Source organism: Roseobacter sinensis (assembly GCF_025755255.1).
Taxonomy (GTDB): domain Bacteria; phylum Pseudomonadota; class Alphaproteobacteria; order Rhodobacterales; family Rhodobacteraceae; genus Roseobacter; species Roseobacter sinensis.
Window position 1 is genome coordinate 417246 of sequence record NZ_JALIEB010000001.1, and the last position, 16237, is coordinate 433482.

16 protein-coding genes are annotated in these 16237 nt (G+C 63.4%); 11 read left to right on the forward strand and 5 right to left on the reverse strand.

The genetic code is table 11. The features are described 5' to 3' along the window. Positions 1 to 53: 53 nt before the first annotated feature. Positions 54 to 551, reverse strand: a complete 498-nt coding sequence (locus MUB52_RS02100) for a DUF3576 domain-containing protein (protein WP_263842525.1) — start codon at positions 549 to 551, stop codon at positions 54 to 56. A 283-nt stretch (positions 552 to 834) separates the two neighbouring features. Here MUB52_RS02100 and MUB52_RS02105 point away from each other — a divergent pair, with 283 nt between their 5' ends. Together MUB52_RS02105 and MUB52_RS02110 are read left to right on the forward strand one after the other, a co-directional pair. Beyond that, positions 835 to 1800 carry a porin gene (locus MUB52_RS02105; protein WP_263842526.1) on the forward strand — a complete coding sequence of 322 codons (966 nt, stop codon included), beginning with the start codon at positions 835 to 837 and terminating at the stop codon, positions 1798 to 1800. 105 nt (positions 1801 to 1905) lie between these two features. Continuing rightward, positions 1906 to 2559, forward strand: a complete 654-nt coding sequence (locus MUB52_RS02110; protein ID WP_263842527.1) for a YggS family pyridoxal phosphate-dependent enzyme — start codon at positions 1906 to 1908, stop codon at positions 2557 to 2559. A 5-nt stretch (positions 2560 to 2564) separates the two neighbouring features. Here MUB52_RS02110 and MUB52_RS02115 read toward each other — a convergent pair whose 3' ends face one another. Both MUB52_RS02115 and ribA read right to left on the reverse strand, forming a co-directional pair. Continuing rightward, complete coding sequence (locus tag MUB52_RS02115; protein ID WP_263842528.1) at positions 2565 to 3074, reverse strand: L,D-transpeptidase family protein; 510 nt, start codon at positions 3072 to 3074, stop codon at positions 2565 to 2567. Beyond that, positions 3071 to 4159, reverse strand: coding sequence for a GTP cyclohydrolase II (ribA, locus tag MUB52_RS02120; protein ID WP_263842529.1), 1089 nt, complete (start codon positions 4157 to 4159; stop codon positions 3071 to 3073). The genes MUB52_RS02115 and ribA overlap by 4 nt, the downstream gene beginning before the upstream one ends. Before the next feature lie 161 nt (positions 4160 to 4320). Between ribA and MUB52_RS02125 the strand changes: the two genes are divergently transcribed. The 5 genes from MUB52_RS02125 to MUB52_RS02145 all read left to right on the forward strand — a co-directional run bounded on the left by MUB52_RS02125 (position 4321) and on the right by MUB52_RS02145 (position 7869). After that, the gene (locus MUB52_RS02125; RefSeq protein ID WP_263842530.1) at positions 4321 to 5007 is read left to right on the forward strand and encodes a response regulator transcription factor; all 687 of its coding nucleotides are present in this window, start codon (positions 4321 to 4323) and stop codon (positions 5005 to 5007) included. Positions 5008 to 5256: 249 nt separating this feature from the next. After that, positions 5257 to 6045, forward strand: coding sequence for an exodeoxyribonuclease III (locus tag MUB52_RS02130; protein WP_263842531.1), 789 nt, complete (start codon positions 5257 to 5259; stop codon positions 6043 to 6045). A gap of 55 nt (positions 6046 to 6100) precedes the next feature. Beyond that, entirely contained in the window at positions 6101 to 7015 is a 915-nt protein-coding gene (locus MUB52_RS02135; protein ID WP_263842532.1) for a thioredoxin family protein, read from the forward strand. 27 nt (positions 7016 to 7042) lie between these two features. Beyond that, the gene (locus MUB52_RS02140) at positions 7043 to 7687 is read left to right on the forward strand and encodes an LON peptidase substrate-binding domain-containing protein (RefSeq protein WP_263842533.1); all 645 of its coding nucleotides are present in this window, start codon (positions 7043 to 7045) and stop codon (positions 7685 to 7687) included. Next, positions 7684 to 7869: a Trm112 family protein gene (locus tag MUB52_RS02145; protein ID WP_263842534.1), complete on the forward strand. Its 186-nt coding sequence runs from the start codon at positions 7684 to 7686 to the stop codon at positions 7867 to 7869. Before MUB52_RS02140 ends, MUB52_RS02145 begins: the two co-directional genes overlap by 4 nt. A 140-nt stretch (positions 7870 to 8009) precedes the next feature. Here the strand turns inward: MUB52_RS02145 and MUB52_RS02150 are convergent, their stop codons facing one another. Further along, the gene (locus MUB52_RS02150) at positions 8010 to 9236 is read right to left on the reverse strand and encodes an FAD-dependent monooxygenase (RefSeq protein WP_263842535.1); all 1227 of its coding nucleotides are present in this window, start codon (positions 9234 to 9236) and stop codon (positions 8010 to 8012) included. 83 nt (positions 9237 to 9319) lie between these two features. Here MUB52_RS02150 and MUB52_RS02155 point away from each other — a divergent pair, with 83 nt between their 5' ends. The 4 genes from MUB52_RS02155 (at position 9320) to MUB52_RS02170 (ending at position 15485) form a co-directional block, all read left to right on the forward strand. Beyond that, the gene (locus tag MUB52_RS02155; protein WP_263842536.1) at positions 9320 to 10648 is read left to right on the forward strand and encodes an amidase; all 1329 of its coding nucleotides are present in this window, start codon (positions 9320 to 9322) and stop codon (positions 10646 to 10648) included. Between the two features lie 108 nt (positions 10649 to 10756). Next, complete coding sequence (locus MUB52_RS02160) at positions 10757 to 11938, forward strand: aminotransferase class I/II-fold pyridoxal phosphate-dependent enzyme (protein ID WP_263842674.1); 1182 nt, start codon at positions 10757 to 10759, stop codon at positions 11936 to 11938. Positions 11939 to 11956: 18 nt separating this feature from the next. Next, on the forward strand, positions 11957 to 14761 hold the full coding sequence (locus tag MUB52_RS02165; protein ID WP_263842537.1) for a DNA translocase FtsK: 2805 nt from the start codon (positions 11957 to 11959) through the stop codon (positions 14759 to 14761). 118 nt (positions 14762 to 14879) lie between these two features. Next, complete coding sequence (locus tag MUB52_RS02170) at positions 14880 to 15485, forward strand: LolA family protein (RefSeq protein WP_263842538.1); 606 nt, start codon at positions 14880 to 14882, stop codon at positions 15483 to 15485. A gap of 5 nt (positions 15486 to 15490) precedes the next feature. Here MUB52_RS02170 and MUB52_RS02175 read toward each other — a convergent pair whose 3' ends face one another. Next, positions 15491 to 16075, reverse strand: a complete 585-nt coding sequence (locus MUB52_RS02175; RefSeq protein WP_263842539.1) for a transglycosylase SLT domain-containing protein — start codon at positions 16073 to 16075, stop codon at positions 15491 to 15493. Between the last annotated feature and the right edge of the window lie 162 nt (positions 16076 to 16237).

Below are 16237 nucleotides of genomic sequence, written 5' to 3' on the forward strand. Positions count from 1 at the left end.
GTTTTGTCTACGGGGCCCGGCGCTGGTATCCTTGGGTCTGAAAAGTTCTGACTTTAGAGCCTGTTATCGGCGATACGCAGCTGACGGGCCCGGCTTAGGATCGCGTCTTCGACGGCACGCACGGTGGCCGCGCTCGCCGGGCCGCCTTGTGTTTGCAGCGAAACGTTGAGCGAGCGCGCGTCAAGCGCCGGGTCGTTGATCAAGACGGTCGCCCGGTACGACCGACCGCCGCCCGGGGGCCGGCCGAAGCCCGTAATGATCACACCGGTAAAGGGGTCAACCGACTGCACAGGCAGAAAGTTCAGCACTTCGAGCGAGGCGCTCCAGATGTACTTGTTGACGGCAACGTTGGTCTCGACATTGCGACGGCCGAAGGCATCCCAGATTGTCTCGGCACCACGGCCATCTGAGACCCGGGCGATGTCGCTGTCGACATCGGGGTCGTCAAACGGACGGGGGTTGCCACCAGAGCTGTCACCCTGGCTACAGGCAGACAGCGCGACGGCGATGCTGAGGGTGGCAAGAAGCCTGAAAAAACTGGTCTGTGTCATAACGCTGTCCGCTGCTCACTTCGTGCTGCACGTTAATCCAACAGGGTGAGGAGGGACAAGGGCGTTATCGTCAATTGCCCCTTTGGATCGGCGGTCTTTGCCCCCATGGATTCCCGGCCAGATTGGGCGCCGCCTTGGAGTGTGGCAAAGCTGCACCATTTTTCCCGGCTCTCGTCCCGCCCTCGTCCAAGTTCTTGCAAAAGGGGGGCTTTAGGAGCGAAGAACAGCGCAGGTTCAAAAGGGATTCTCCCATTGGACAACGAATGAAACCGAGGACAAGTTCATGAAAAAACTTCTCATCGCTACAACAGCGCTGGTCGGAACAGCCGGTGTCGTAGCAGCTGACACAGCAAACTTTAACTTCAACGGTTACGGCCGGTTCGGTATCCTCTACGAAGAAGATCGTGCGGGTGGTACCGAAGAGGAAACTCGGATTGAGAGCCGCTACCGTCTGAACATCGACTCGTCGACAGAAACCGACGGCGGCGTTCGCTTCGCTGCACGGATCCGTGTTGAAGCCAACGAGAACGCAGACAACTCCGTTGACGCAGGTACATTCTCGGGCGCACGGTTCCAGGTGTCCTCCGGCGGCCTGCGCGTTCGCGTCGGTAACATCTCCGGCGTGACAGACGCGGCAGAAGTTGTCGACTACTTCGGCTTCGAGCCGGGCCTCGTTGGTCAGACCGGCCAGTACGCCAACTCCGGTGTGTCCCTGCCCGCGTTCGACAGCACCGGCGCCGGTGCCAACGGCATCAACGTCAAGTACGAAATGGGTGACTTCGCAGTCATGGCGTCGTACACAGACGACCATCAGGACAACCTCGGTGCGACAACCGACACCGCTTCGGCCGGCGATTCCTTTGAAATCGGCGCGTCCTACACCTTCAGCGCGTGGACCTTCGGCATCGTCTATGGCGAGTTCGAAGCAGCCGCGATCGGCGACTCGCCTGAGCAGGACTGGATTGTCGCAACCCTGTCCGGCACGATCGGTATCGCAGATGTTTCGTTCCTGATCTCCGACTTCGAAGGTGACGACGACGCCGTGTTCGGTGCATCTGCCTCCATCCCGGTTGGCGCGGCAACGAACATCCTGGCATCCGTCTCTGACGGCGGCGCCGACGGCAACGATACCTCCTACGGCATCGGCTTCCGCCACTCGCTCGGCGGCGGTGTGCGCCTCGACGGTATGGTCGGCTCGAACGAAGACGGCAACACCATTGCCGACCTGGGTGTTCGCTTCGACTTCTAAGTCGATCTGAACATCTGACAAGTTTGGGGGCAGGCCGTGGGTCTGCCCCTTTTCTTTTGCGCCGGGCTGTTATCTTGTGGCCGGACGACCAACGCGGGGCGAGACATGGGATTGCAGGAGATTTCGGACAGGGTTGCCCAGGCGGCGCGTGCATCGGGTCGCGATAGCGATGCGATCAAGCTGATCGCGGTCTCGAAGGTCCAGCCCAACGCCCGCATCAACGCCGTCCTGACCGAAGGTCATAGGTGTTTCGGTGAGAACCGTGTCCAGGAGGCCGCCAGCAAGTGGCCCGACTTTCGGGCCCGCTTCGATGGGATCGACCTGCATCTGATCGGACCGCTTCAGACGAACAAGGCGCGACAGGCGTTCGAGCTCTTCCAGGCGATCCACTCACTGGACCGGCCCAAACTCGCCAAGACGTTTGCGCGCCTTGCGCAGGAGACGGGCGGCTGCCCGGACCTCTTCGTTCAGGTCAATACCGGCGAGGAGCCGCAGAAGGCGGGTGTTCTGCCGTCGGAGGCGGATGCCTTTGTCAGCGACTGCAAGGCGCTCGATCTGCCCATTTGCGGGCTCATGTGCATCCCGCCTGTCGATGAGGAAGCCTCGCTGCATTTCGCACTTCTGGCAAAGATCGCGAGGCGCAACGGTCTGGATGGGCTGAGCATGGGCATGAGTGCGGATTTCGAGAAGGCGATCGCTCTGGGCGCCACGCATGTCCGCGTCGGCTCGGCGATCTTCGGGGAGCGGACACCGGGATAGCGCGATTACCGGGCGCAAGCCTCAGGAACGATGAGGCGCGTTTCAAACGTGATCCTGGCTGCAATCTTGCGCAGATTTGCACGGGCGAGCGCGATGCAGCCTTCGGTCGGAAACCCGGCCCGACGGTACTGGTGGATGAAGATCGCCGATCCGCGCCGCTTGACCGCATAGGGCCAGTTCCAATCGGTCAGCAGGATCAGATCGTAGAGGGGATCGGCCCGCCGCAGTCGCTCATGACTGGCGGCATAGGGCGCCCGGACCATCATATTGTAGTCCTCCGCCTCGACATCGTCAGACCACAGATCGCGCGGTCCGATGGGCAGCGCCCAATCTGCCGGCCGGGCCATCCGGTCGGGCCGGTACAGCATGCCGACGATCCGGTGCACACCGATCGGTGTTGCCCCATCGCCTTCGCGTTTGCGCGCGGTACAACCTGTCTTTCCGATGGTGCACGGATAAAGACGCCCCTGAAACCGCAGCCCGCGTGGGGTCAGGACCAGATCGTCCGGTCTCACAGAAGATGGCCCGATTTCGCGGCTTTCGTTGCCAGATAGGCGGCGTTGTGCCTGTTCTCGCCCACGGCGAGGGCCACGCGCTCTGCCACCCGGATCCCGCTGGCCTGCATCATCTCGACCTTGCGCGGATTGTTCGTCAGCAGCCGCACACTCGAAAACCCCAAGGCGGTCAGAATGTCGGAGCCGAGACGAAAGTCACGCTCATCATCTTCGAAGCCCAGGCGATGATTGGCCTCGACCGTGTCGAACCCCTGATCCTGCAACGCATAGGCGCGCATTTTGTTGGCCAGGCCGATCCCGCGGCCCTCTTGGTTGAGATAGAGCAGCACGCCTTGGCCCGCCGCACCCATCTGCGCCAGGGCCGCCCGCAGTTGCGGGCCACAGTCGCATTTCAGCGAACCCATGAGATCGCCCGTAAAACAGGCGGAATGCAGCCGTGCCAGAACCGGCTGGGCGCGATCCGGGCGGCCGATTTCAATGGCGTAATGCTCCTCGCCCCCATCTTCCGGCCGGAACACATGCAGCCGACCCGCTTCTGACACTTCCAGCGGCAGGCGCGCACTCACCACCCGGTGCAGTGGGCTGCGTTCCGCGAGATGCGCCTCAGCGTCGGCGCGTGCGATCCGGGTCAGCCCGTTGGCCCGGGCGAACCCCTCGGGGTCGTCGAGCGATGTCACCAGAGCCGCCGGAAGCAACCGCGCGGATTTTGCCAGTTGAAGGGCTGCGCGATGTGCATCCGCGCTGCCGCCGCGTGCGCAAGCGAGCGGGCCCTTCATCGGCGTCATCAGATCACCGGCCGGGTCCGCGATGCCGCGCACCCAGTCCAGCGTGGCATCTGCAGGCAGCTGAACGCGCGCGAGATCGCCGTCATAGGCCCGGGCTTTCAGCGTCTCGGCCCGCCGCGCGGTGATCGCTATGACGCTATCCCCCGGCATCTGGTGCACGGCTGCAAGCCGTTCGGCATTCAGCGTTTCGGCGGCCAAGATCAGCACGGCATCCTCCCCATCGAGGATGACCGGAACACCCATGCGAAGGTCGGCGCGCGCCCGCGCGAGCTGTTCCGTGATGTCGGGGCCGATGCTCATGATGTTACAATGCCTGATGTTTCGGCGGCTGATCTACGCCAATTCGAACGGAATTGAAACATTTCACGGGGCCTGTAACACGAGCGCGTGAGAGCATTTGCCGCAAACTTGCGAGACCGCCTGCCAGGACACATGTCTTGGGCACCTAAGGGAGAGACCACATGCCGCAACTGAAGAAGATTTTGCTGGTCGATGACGATGACGATCTGCGCGAGGCGCTGAGCGAGCAGCTGATCATGACCGAAGACTTTGACGTATTCGAGGCCGCCAACGGTGCCGATGCGATGGTGCGCGCCAAAGAGGCGCTCTACGATCTGGTTATCCTCGACGTTGGCCTTCCGGATACCGATGGCCGTGAACTCTGTCGCCTGATGCGCAAACAGGGGGTCAAGAGCCCGATCCTGATGCTGACCGGGCATGACAGCGATGCCGATACGATCCTCGGGCTCGACGCCGGTGCGAACGACTATGTCAGCAAGCCGTTCAAGTTCCCGGTGCTGCTGGCGCGGATCCGCGCGCAGTTGCGGCAGCACGAACAGTCTGAAGATGCGGTCTTCCAGCTTGGGCACTATACGTTCAAGCCGTCGATGAAGATGCTCGTGACGGAGGACGACAAAAAGGTCCGTCTGACCGAAAAAGAGACGAACATTCTGAAGTTCCTTTATCGCTCGACCGATGGGGTGGTGCCGCGGGACGTTCTGTTGCACGAGGTCTGGGGCTACAATGCGGGCGTGACCACCCACACGCTGGAGACCCATATCTACCGGCTGCGTCAGAAAATCGAACCCGATCCCTCGAATGCCCGGCTTCTTGTGACCGAATCAGGCGGATATCGTCTCATGGCGTAAGGCGTTGGCTTTTTGTTAACCATTTTACGATTATATATAAACAGGCGTTGGTCATTCACGCCTCTTCAGGAATCCCGTGCATGTCCGGGTAATGACATGCAACCTCCCTGTTGGACTTGGCCGGGCCCTGTGCCCGGTCTTTTTTTGTCCTGCGACCAGCGCGCGCCGCGGGCGAAATGCGCCTGTTTCGGCATGGCGGAGCCGGTGGCGACAGGCTAGGGTGCCGCCACATCTGGTGGGAGCGTGCATATGACCTTTACTCTGGCGACCTGGAACATCAATTCGGTGCGGCTCCGGTCCGATCTGGTTCTCAAGCTGATGTCGGAAGAAGGCCCGGACGTGCTGTGTTTGCAGGAATGCAAGAGCCCGGTCGACAAGATGCCGCTCGAGACCTTCGCGGCCGCAGGCTACGGGTACGTCGTCGCGCGCGGACAGAAGGGCTACAACGGGGTTGCGATCCTGTCGAAGTTGCCGATGCAGGAGGTTGGCTCGCATGACTTCGCAGCGCTGGGGCACGCGCGGCATATTGCGGGACAGCTCGAAAACGGCGTGACCGTGCACAACTTCTATGTCCCTGCAGGCGGCGATGTTCCGGATCGCGACGTGAACGAGAAGTTTGGCCAGAAGCTCGATTACCTCACCGAGATGCGCGACTGGTTTCGCGACAATCGGCCGGAGAAATCGATCCTCGTGGGCGATCTCAACATCGCCCCGCGCGAGGATGATGTCTGGGATCACAAGAAGCTCTTGAAGGTGGTCAGCCACACGCCCATCGAGGTTGATCATCTGGGCCAGACACAGGAGGCCGGGGGCTGGGTCGATGTCACCCGGGGCGACATTCCCGAGGGCCGGCTCTACAGCTGGTGGTCCTACCGCGCCCGTGACTGGGATGCCGCGGACAAGGGGCGGCGGCTCGACCATGTCTGGGCGAGCCCGGACATCGCTGCTGCTGCGCATTCCAGCCGGATCATGCGCGCGGCCCGCGGTTGGGAGAAACCGAGCGATCACGCCCCCGTCTTCGCCAGTTTTGACCTTTGAATTGGCGCAGCGTCTCCCATATAACCCGTGACGCAACCCGGAAGGACAAAAGACGATGGACCTGAACCTGAACACCGCCCCGGCAGATGCGGATCTGATCAAGGATTCGACGGAAGCGACCTTCATGGCGGACGTGGTGGAGACATCCCGCACGGTACCGGTCATTGTCGACTTCTGGGCGCCATGGTGTGGGCCGTGCAAGACCCTTGGCCCGCAGCTGGAAGATGCCGTGCGCGCTGCCAAGGGCGCCGTCAAGATGGTCAAGGTCAACGTGGACGAAGCGCAGATGATCGCGGGGCAGCTGCAGATCCAGTCCATCCCGACCGTCTATGCCTTCTTCAAGGGTCAGCCGATCGACGGGTTTCAGGGCGCCGTGCCGCAATCCGAGATCAAGGCCTTCATCGATCGGGTGGTGAAGGCCGCGGGCGGGGAAGCACCGGGCGAGAGCCTCGACGAGGCGGTGGCCGCTGCGGATGAGATGTTGGCGGAAGGTGCGGCGGCGGATGCGGCACAAACCTTTGCAGCGATCCTCGCGGAAGATCCGAACCATGCGGGCGCTTACGCCGGTATGGTGCGCGCGCATATCGTGATGGGCCAGCTCGATCAGGCCGAGGCGATCCTGAACGGCGCGCCGGCGGACATCTCTTCGGCACCCGAGCTGGAGGCGGCCCATGCGCAACTTGAACTGGCGCGTCAGGCCGAGGACGCCGGCCCGCTCGACGAGCTCCGGGCGGCCGTCGACGCGCGCCCGGACGATCACCAGGCGCGGTTCGACCTGGCGCTGGCGCTGCACGCGGCCGGTGATGTGGAAGCCGCTGTGGCGGAGCTTCTGGAGCTCTTTCGCCGGGACCGCGAGTGGAACGAGGGCGCTGCCAAAACCCAGCTCTTCACGATCTTCGAGGCGCTGAAACCGAACGATCCCGTGGTTTTGAACGGGCGCCGTAAGCTGAGTTCGATGATATTTGCCTGAGGCTGCCCGCGGGCTAGGTGCTCCCTCATGGTAAAGGCAGCAGAGCTTCCCGATACAATTGCGATTTTTCCGCTTCCCGGCGCTTTGCTCCTGCCGCGGGCACGGCTGCCGCTACATATTTTCGAGCCGCGCTACCTGCAGATGCTCGAAGACGCGCTCAAGACCTCCACCCGGCTGATCGGAATGATCCAGCCCAATGAAGTGCCCGGGCGAAGCGGAAGCGGGCTGCACTCTATCGGTTGTGCGGGCCGGATCATGCAGTTCTCCGAAACGGAAGACGGGCGATACCTGATCACGCTTGGGGGGATCTCGCGGTTCCGGGTTGTCCAGGAAATTCAGGGGTTCACGCCCTATCGCCGCTGCGATGTGAAGTGGGACGGCTTTGACCGCGATCTGGGCCCGGAAGAGCAGGACACGGGCTTTAACAGGTCCGAGTTCATGACGCTGCTGGGCCGCTATTTCGATGCCCGGCAGCTCTCGGCGGATTGGGATACGCTGAAGGAAGCTGACGACGAGCTGCTGATCAACTCCCTGTCGATGATGCTGGATTTCGACCCCGAGGACAAACAGGCGCTGCTCGAAGCACCATCCCTGCCGACGCGCCGCGAGACGCTGATCACGCTGATTGAATATCAGCTGAGGGGCGGCAGCGAGACCGAGATGATTCAATGACGGAAAACACCACCGGGTTCGACCGCCGGATGCTGGAGGCGCTCATCTGTCCGCGCAGCCAGACCACCTTGAAATACGACGCGGAGCGGCAGGAACTGATCTCCACCACCGCCAATCTCGCCTATCCAATCCGCAACGGCATTCCGGTCATGCTGGTCGATGAGGCGCGGGTGCTCGACTAAAGCAATTCGCCTTGAACTTGAACCACCTATCGCTGTCTGATTTCAATGAAATCACCGCAATAGGTGACATATCCTGTCTCGGGTCAAAGGCGAAACGCTCTAGAACGCGTCCGGTGTCGGGCCAGTCGAAACCGGACGCGTCAGAGCGGCTTGCCTTGCAGAAGTCGGGGGAGATCCCCGGTCAGCCCGGCGGCCTCGCGGATGAAGCCGCGTCGCAGCGCGGGGATGCTTGAGACCAGCCCCATGCCCAGATCGCGCAGGCCGCGCACGACGGAACTGTCGTTTGAAAACAGCCGGTTGAAAGTATCTGTGGCAAGCGCCAGGCTCGCATTGTCGAACCGTCGCCACTGTTGGTACCTGCCGAGCACCGATGCCGCACCAACGTCTTCGCCCCGACGCGCGGCGTCACAAATCACATCCGCAAGGGCCGCGATGTCGCGGATGCCGGCATTCAGCCCTTGGCCTGCAATCGGGTGTATGCCGTGTGCCGCATCGCCCACCAGCGCCACCCGCGGCGCGATCAGCGCATTGGCGAGCGACAGAGACAGCGGATAGGTGAACCGCGCTCCGGCCAGCGAGATCTCTCCCAGGAAGCTGCCGAAGCGGGGGCGGAGCACATCCAGATACTCGGCCTCTGGCAGGGCGTTGATGGCCCGGGCGGTCTCGTCGGTCTCGCTCCAGACGATGGACGAGCGGTCACCGGTGAGCGGCAGGATCGCCAGCGGCCCGGGCGGCATGAAGAACTGATGCGCAACCCCATGGTGGGGCAGCGCATGTTTCACGGCACAGACCAGTGCCGTTTGGCCGTATCCCCAACCGGTTCGTCCGATCCCGGCGCGTTCGGCGGTGCCCGAGCCGCGCCCGTCACAGCCGATCAGAAGCCGCGCGCTGACCATCTTGCCCGAGGCCAGTTCAACGCGCACGCCGGTCGCCTCGACCGTCTGGGCCACGACCTCGTCCCCGTTGATCTGGCGGATCGCCTTTTGCGCCTTGACCGCATCGAGAAGCGCGGGCCGCAGGTGCCGATCTTCGACCATGTGACCCATCGGGCCTTCTTCGATCTCCGCATGATCGAAGTGCATGAAGAAGGGTGACGGTCCGTCCCCCGCGCGCCCATCGGTGACCTTGATCTCGAGGATCGGCTGCGCCACCTCCTCGAGGGTATCCCAAAGGCCCAAGGCCTTGAAAAGACGCGTGGATGTCAGCGCCATCGCATAGGAGCGGCCGTCAAAGCCGGCACTCTTGCGGGTCTTGAGCGGCAGCGCGTCAATCAGTGTGACGCTCTGCCCGGCGCTGGCGAGCGCAAGCGCGAGGGCCGGGCCATTCAAGCCTCCGCCGACGATGATGATGTAGCTGTCGAAGTTCATAGGTCTCAATAGGGTGCGGGGCGGGGGATTGTCCATGCGCGCTTGCGTCGCTACCGTCGCGCGGGGCAGAGCAGGAGCAGAACATGCAAGGATGGCTGGAGATGACGGCGGCGGATCTCGGACGGGGGATCGCCGCGGGCGAGATCGAGCCGGTCGCGCTGACCCGGGCCTATCTCGACGCCATCGAAGGCCACGCCCTGAAAGACGACATCTACGCGCGTGTGACGCCAGAGCGTGCACTGGCCGAAGCCGCCGCCGCCGGCGCCCGTGCGGCCTCCGGCCAACGGTTGTCCCTGCTCGATGGCGTGCCTATCAGCTGGAAGGACCTCTTCGACACCGCCGGAATTCCCACCGAGGCGGGTTCCAAGCTGTTGGAGGGCCGCGTGCCGGTGGCGGACGCGCGGGTGCTGGCCAATGCGACGGCTGCGGGGCTCGTCTGTCTGGGCAAAACCCATATGTCCGAGCTTGCCTTCTCCGGGCTTGGCTACAATCCGAACACCGGTACGCCGCCCTGCGTGAACGATCCCGACGCGGTGCCGGGCGGGTCATCGTCGGGGGCCGCGGCCTCGGTGGCCTTTGGGCTCGCGGCGGCGGGCATTGGCTCCGATACCGGGGGATCGGTGCGTGTTCCGTCCGTATGGAACGATCTCGTGGGGCTCAAGACCACCTCCGGGCGCCTGAGTCTCGAAGGTGTGGTGCCGCTGGCGCTGAAGTTCGATACCGTCGGCCCGCTCTGCCGCTCTGTCGAGGATGCCGCCCTTCTGATGGCCGCGCTGGAGGGGCGTCAGCCGCCTGATTTGACCGGGGCAACCCTTCAGGGGCGGCGCTTTGCGGTGCTCAAGACCGTCGCGCTTGACGATCTGCGCGAAGATCCGATGGAGGCGTTCCAGACAGCGCTTCTGAAATTCACCACCGCCGGCGCATCGGTCGAGCACATCGAGGTGCCCGAGATCCAAACGGCGATGGAGCAGGCAAGTTGTCTCTATACGTCAGAGGCTTACGGTCTCTGGCGTGATGTGATCGAGGCCAACCCGGACGCCATGTTCCAAGAGATTCTCGACCGCTTCAGGCTGGGGAAGACCTATTCCGGGCCCGACTACGTCGCGGCCTGGGCAGCCCTCGACGCCGCGCGAGCTGCCTATGATCGGGCGACCTGCGCCTATGACGCCGTCCTGCTGCCGACCGCGGCGATCCTGCCGCCCAAGCTGGCGCGTCTGAACACGGATCACGATTACTATGTGCGGGAAAACCTGCTGACCCTGCGCAACACGCGGATCGGCAATCTGATGGGGCTTTGCGCGCTGACACTGCCCACGGGTGTGCCCAGCTCTGGGGTCATGATGATGGTGCCGCCAAACAGCGAAGAGGCTCTTTTGCGGCTTGGCGTGGCAGCCGAGACCGCCTTGGCCTAAAAGCCACAAACCAGCACAAAACTGCGCGTTTTTCTGGACGCAGCCGGTGCGCTTGGGTAGGTTGAGGCAAACGGGGCGTACATGATCCCGATCTGAGGCAGTTTGATGGTGTATCCTGAGCGGTTTTCGAACCTTCCGGCACATGCGTGGCCGCGCTTGCGCGCGTTGCTCGACGTCCATGAGGGCGGCGGGCCGACCATTCACATGACCATTGGCGAGCCCAAACACGCCTTTCCTGCCTGGGTTATGGACGTGATTTCCGAGAACGCGGGCGGATTCAACAATTACCCGCCGAACGATGGCACACCCGAGTTGCGTGCGGCGATCGCTGGCTTCGTGCAGCGCCGCTATGGCGTGCCGCTGGACCCGGACCGCAACGTCATGACGCTGAACGGCACGCGCGAGGGGCTCTACAACGCGGTCATGGCGCTCTGCCCGGAGGCCAAGGGCGGCAAACGCCCGGCGATCCTGATGCCGAACCCCTTCTATCAGGTCTATATGATTGCAGCCCTTTCGGTCGATGCCGACCCGATCATGGTGCCGGCAACGCGGGAAAACGGCCACCTGCCTGATTTTTCCAGCGTTTCCAAGGACGTGCTGAACCGCACCACGGCGGTCTACATCTGTTCACCCGCGAACCCGCAGGGGGCCGTGGCCTCGCGGGAATACTGGCAGGAGCTGATCGCGCTGGCCGAGCAGTATGATTTCAAGATCTTCGCGGATGAGTGCTATTCCGAGATCTACCGGGACAGCCCGCCCGTTGGCGCTCTGCAAGTGGCACATGAGCAGGGGGCGGACCTCAACCGCGTGGTGATTTTCCACTCGCTGTCGAAACGCTCTAACCTGCCAGGCCTGCGTTCGGGCTTCGTGGCGAGCGGTGCAGAGAACATGCGCGAGATCCAGCAGCTGCGGAATTTCGCAGGCACGCCGCTGCCGCAGCCCTTGCAGGCCGCCGCTGCGGCCGTCTGGAATGACGAGGCGCATGTGGAAGAGAACCGCGCGCTTTACGTCGAGAAATACGAGCTGGCGGATCGCATTCTTGGCAATGTGCCGGGCTATGCGAGCCCCGAAGCCGGGTTTTTCCTGTGGCTGCCGGTGGAGAATGACGAGGCAGCCGCGGTGAAGCTCTGGCGCGAAACCGGCGTGCGGGTGCTGCCGGGCGGCTATCTCGCGCAGGATTGGGACGGCAGCAACCCGGGGCAAGGATACATCAGGGCCGCGATGGTGGCCCCAAAGGCGGAGACGGAGCGCGGGATCGAACTGATCCGCGACTGCCTCTACCGGTCGTAGATAACGAGGGATCAGAGCATGGCATATCAGACACGCGGGCGCGACCCACTCCTTGACAGCTCCATGGCGGAAGCGGTCGAGAAACGGGGAAAGGAACTGCTGGGGCTGGTCCTGATCACGCTGGGGTGCATGGCTTGCGCGATGATCGCCTCCTACACGCCGGACGATCCGAACTGGATGGTCTCTACCGATGCGCCAGTGCAGAACTGGATGGGGCGCCCCGGTGCCTCGCTGGCCGCACCGCTCTTCATGATCGTGGGCTGGGGCGCCTGGGGCATGGGCCTGGTGCTGGTGGCCTGGGGGCTGCGGTTTGCGCTGCATCAGGGCTCGGAGCGGGCGATCGGGCGGCTGATCTTTGCGCCCATCGCGATTGCGCTGGGTTCTATTTACGCGGCCACACTCTCGCCGGATGGCAATTGGCTCGACACCCACAGCTTTGGTTTGGGCGGCCTCTTCGGTGATACGGTCATGGGCTTCATGCTGACGCTTCTGCCCATCGGCTCGACCTTCACGGTCAAGCTGATGTCAGTGTTGATGGCGTTGGGGATCCTGGCCTTTGGCGCCTTTGTGACGGGCTTCACCAAGCCGGAGCTGATCCGCGTCGCCCGCTTTCTTCTGGTTGGCATCGTCATGCTCTACGCGGGGCTGATGGCGCTGCTCGGGCGAGGGGCGAGCGGGGCCCTGGCCACGGCACAGTCGATCTCGGCACGGCATGCGGAACGCCGCGCCGAGGCGCGCGAGGCCCGGGCTGCGGCGATCGCGGAAGAGGCCGTTCACACCGAGGTGGCGCCCGCAGATGGCGCACCCGCGTTCCAGGAGCTGCGCGCCGAGCCGCGGGTCGGCATCTTCTCGCGCATGCCGGGGCTGATCAAGCGCCCCGAGGCCATGCCCGAACCCGAACTCGTTGAGGCCGAGATGGCTGCGGATGTGGACGATGTGCCTGGGGAGGACCGGATCAAGGCGCGTATCGCGGATGTCATCAAGTCGCGCGCCCGCACCAGCAAGGCGGTCCAGACGCCGGTGACGGCACCGCTGACCCGTGGCCGGGGCCGTGGGCCGGACGCCTTGCTGCTCGAAACAAGCGGCGCGCGGGCCGAGCCTCCACTTACGGCGGGGCAGGCGCCCGCGATCCCACCGGCGCCCGACGAGATGGACTACGGGGAGCCGCAGGCGGTCGACCCCCTCGTGGAATTGCCCGCCGCGCCAGAACCGCGCCGGGTGGTGCAACAGCCCGCGCGCAAGCCGGTCCAGCCCTCGACCCGCGCGCAGGCCGAGGCGCAGCCCAAGCTGTCGTTCGAGGACACCCATCCGGGTTTTGAGCTGCCCCCCTTGAGCCTTCTGGAAAACCCGATCAACGTGCCGCGGTTGCAGCTCAGCGACGAGGCACTGGAAGAGAACGCCCGCATGCTGGAATCGGTGCTCGATGACTACGGCGTGAAGGGCGAAATCGTTGCCGTGCGTCCCGGGCCCGTTGTGACCATGTACGAGCTGGAACCGGCGCCGGGCCTCAAGGCGAGCCGGGTGATTGGTCTGGCCGATGACATCGCACGCTCCATGGCCGCACTTTCGGCGCGGGTCTCGACCGTGCCGGGGCGCTCCGTGATCGGGATCGAACTGCCCAACGACAGCCGAGAGAAAGTCGTGCTGCGCGAGATTCTCTCGGCCCGTGATTTCGGCGACAGCAACATGCGCCTGCCACTGGCTTTGGGCAAGGACATCGGTGGTGACCCGGTGGTCGCCAACCTCGCCAAGATGCCCCACCTTCTGATCGCGGGGACAACCGGCTCGGGCAAGTCCGTTGCGATCAACACCATGATCCTCAGCCTGCTTTACAAGCTGACGCCGGAAGAATGCCGGATGATCATGATCGACCCCAAGATGCTGGAACTGAGCGTCTATGACGGTATTCCGCACCTGCTGAGCCCCGTGGTGACCGATCCGAAGAAGGCGGTGGTGGCGCTGAAATGGGTCGTAGGCGAGATGGAAGAGCGCTATCGCAAGATGTCCAAGATGGGTGTGCGCAACATCGAAGGCTTCAACGGCCGGGTGCGCGAGGCGCTGGACAAGGGCGAGATGTTCACGCGCACGGTCCAGACCGGCTTTGACGATGAGACGGGGGAGCCCGTCTTCGAGACCGAAGAGAACACGCCCGAGGCCCTGCCCTACATCGTCGTGATCGTCGATGAAATGGCCGACCTGATGATGGTGGCGGGCAAGGAGATCGAGGCCTGCATCCAGCGCCTGGCGCAGATGGCGCGGGCGAGCGGCATCCACCTGATCATGGCGACGCAGCGCCCGTCGGTCGACGTGATCACCGGCACGATCAAGGCGAATTTCCCCACGCGGATCTCCTTCCAGGTGACCTCGAAGATCGACAGCCGCACCATCTTGGGCGAGATGGGGGCCGAGCAGCTTCTGGGCATGGGCGACATGCTCTACATGGCCGGGGGCGCGAAGATCACCCGCTGCCACGGGCCCTTCGTGTCGGATGAGGAGGTCGAGGAGATCGTGAACCACCTGAAAGCCTACGGCGAGCCGGATTATGTGTCGGGCGTGGTCGAAGGGCCGTCCGAGGACAAGGAGAGCGACATCGACCTTGTGCTGGGTCTGGGCGGCAACACCGACGGCGAAGATGCGCTTTATGACCAGGCGGTGCAGGTTGTGATCAAGGATCGCAAGTGCTCGACCAGCTACATCCAGCGCAAACTCGCCATCGGCTACAACAAGGCCGCGCGCCTTGTGGAGCAGATGGAAGAGCAGGGTCTGGTCTCGGCGGCCAACCACGTGGGCAAGCGCGAGATTCTGGTGCCGGAACAAGGCTGAGCCTCGCGCGTTACCTCCGAACTCACAGCGAATTGCGGCGGCGCAGGACCGCTGCTATCGCATATCATCCCCTGCCGACCTATGTCGGAGGGGACATCGGATGCGCGAGGAGCCCTTGATGACACGTCTGGTCCCGGCCATTGCGGCCTTTTTGATGAGTATCGCGGCGGCGGGCTCGGCTGTGGCCGAGAAGCTGCCGCTCAATGAGATCTCCGCCTATCTGAACAGTCTGAAGACGGCGCAAGGTGCCTTCACTCAGATCAACGATGACGGGTCGATCAGCACGGGCACGCTCTACATCAGCCGCCCTGGGAAGATGCGGTTCGAATATGATCCGCCGGAACAGGCGCTGGTGCTGGCCAGCGCCAATGCGGTCGTGATTATTGACAAGAAGTCAAACCAGCCGCCCGAGACCTATCCGCTCAGCCGCACGCCGCTGTCGCTCATCCTGGCGCGCCAGGTCAACCTGGGCCAGGCGCGAATGGTGATCGGGCATGACTATGACGGAACGGCGACGATCGTGACGGCGCAGGACCCGAACAACGCCGAATACGGCACCATCCAGATGAGCTTTACCGACAACCCGGTGCAACTGCGGCAATGGGTGATCAACGATGCCAATGGCGGTCAGACCACCGTGGTCCTGGGGGCGTTCGAGACGGGCGTGAGCCTGCGCAACACCCTCTTTGATCCGGGTGTCGCGCTGCGTGAACAGGAACGCTGAGCGGTTCAGCGCAGACCGCAGGTGGCGAGTTGTGCCTGGTAGACATCGGCGCGGGCGTCGACCTTGTTGGCCACATCCAGCAACCAGGACTTGCGATTGTAGCTGCCGCGGGCATAGCCGGTGTGGCCTTCATGATAGGCGAGGTACTGGTTGCGCGCGTCCGTGAGCGGAATTCCGTTTTTCGAGCGGCTGGTGACCATGTACCACCCCATGAAGTCCGAGGCGTCGCGGATCCGGTCGCGGCGGGCAAATCGCTTGCCGGTGGACTTCTTGTAGTCATCCCACGTGCCATCGAGCGCCTGTGCATAGCCATAGGCACTGGAGACGCGCCCCATGGGAATCACGCCAAGCGCGTAGCGGTAGGGTGTGCGCGCGTTGGAAATGAACTTGCTTTCCTGATGCATGGTCGCCATCTGGACATGCACCGGAACGCCCCATTTCCGCTCGGTGCGCTGGAATGCCTTGAGATATTCGGGGCGCTCGTCGGCGATTCTGCACGCGTCATCCAGATGCCGCGGTGCCGTGCCCTGGCCGCCCCCGCAGGAGGCCACCAAAACAACCAGTGCCAAAGCGCGAAGAGTTCTGCTCATCTGCCTCTCGCTTCTCTTATATGTTTTTCCACAGCTTAGCTGAAAATGACCGCTTGGGGAATCACGTTTTACGTGTCTTGACCCGGAACGCCATGTTTTTAGTCACTTCTTGCCGAACGGCACGATCAGCGGGCCGTCGCCGAGACTGTCAGCGGTAGCATC

Bases quoted from the DNA above. Each gene is read 5' to 3' on its own strand.
- MUB52_RS02100 (WP_263842525.1), bottom strand. From the start codon at position 551: ATGACACAGACCAGTTTTTTCAGGCTTCTTGCCACCCTCAGCATCGCC.
- MUB52_RS02105 (WP_263842526.1), top strand. From the start codon at position 835: ATGAAAAAACTTCTCATCGCTACAACAGCGCTGGTCGGAACAGCCGGT.
- MUB52_RS02110 (WP_263842527.1), top strand. From the start codon at position 1,906: ATGGGATTGCAGGAGATTTCGGACAGGGTTGCCCAGGCGGCGCGTGCA.
- ribA (WP_263842529.1), bottom strand. From the start codon at position 4,159: ATGAGCATCGGCCCCGACATCACGGAACAGCTCGCGCGGGCGCGCGCC.
- MUB52_RS02125 (WP_263842530.1), top strand. From the start codon at position 4,321: ATGCCGCAACTGAAGAAGATTTTGCTGGTCGATGACGATGACGATCTG.
- MUB52_RS02130 (WP_263842531.1), top strand. From the start codon at position 5,257: ATGACCTTTACTCTGGCGACCTGGAACATCAATTCGGTGCGGCTCCGG.
- MUB52_RS02135 (WP_263842532.1), top strand. From the start codon at position 6,101: ATGGACCTGAACCTGAACACCGCCCCGGCAGATGCGGATCTGATCAAG.
- MUB52_RS02140 (WP_263842533.1), top strand. From the start codon at position 7,043: ATGGTAAAGGCAGCAGAGCTTCCCGATACAATTGCGATTTTTCCGCTT.
- MUB52_RS02145 (WP_263842534.1), top strand. From the start codon at position 7,684: ATGACGGAAAACACCACCGGGTTCGACCGCCGGATGCTGGAGGCGCTC.
- MUB52_RS02150 (WP_263842535.1), bottom strand. From the start codon at position 9,236: ATGAACTTCGACAGCTACATCATCATCGTCGGCGGAGGCTTGAATGGC.
- MUB52_RS02155 (WP_263842536.1), top strand. From the start codon at position 9,320: ATGCAAGGATGGCTGGAGATGACGGCGGCGGATCTCGGACGGGGGATC.
- MUB52_RS02165 (WP_263842537.1), top strand. From the start codon at position 11,957: ATGGCATATCAGACACGCGGGCGCGACCCACTCCTTGACAGCTCCATG.
- MUB52_RS02170 (WP_263842538.1), top strand. From the start codon at position 14,880: ATGACACGTCTGGTCCCGGCCATTGCGGCCTTTTTGATGAGTATCGCG.
- MUB52_RS02175 (WP_263842539.1), bottom strand. From the start codon at position 16,075: ATGAGCAGAACTCTTCGCGCTTTGGCACTGGTTGTTTTGGTGGCCTCC.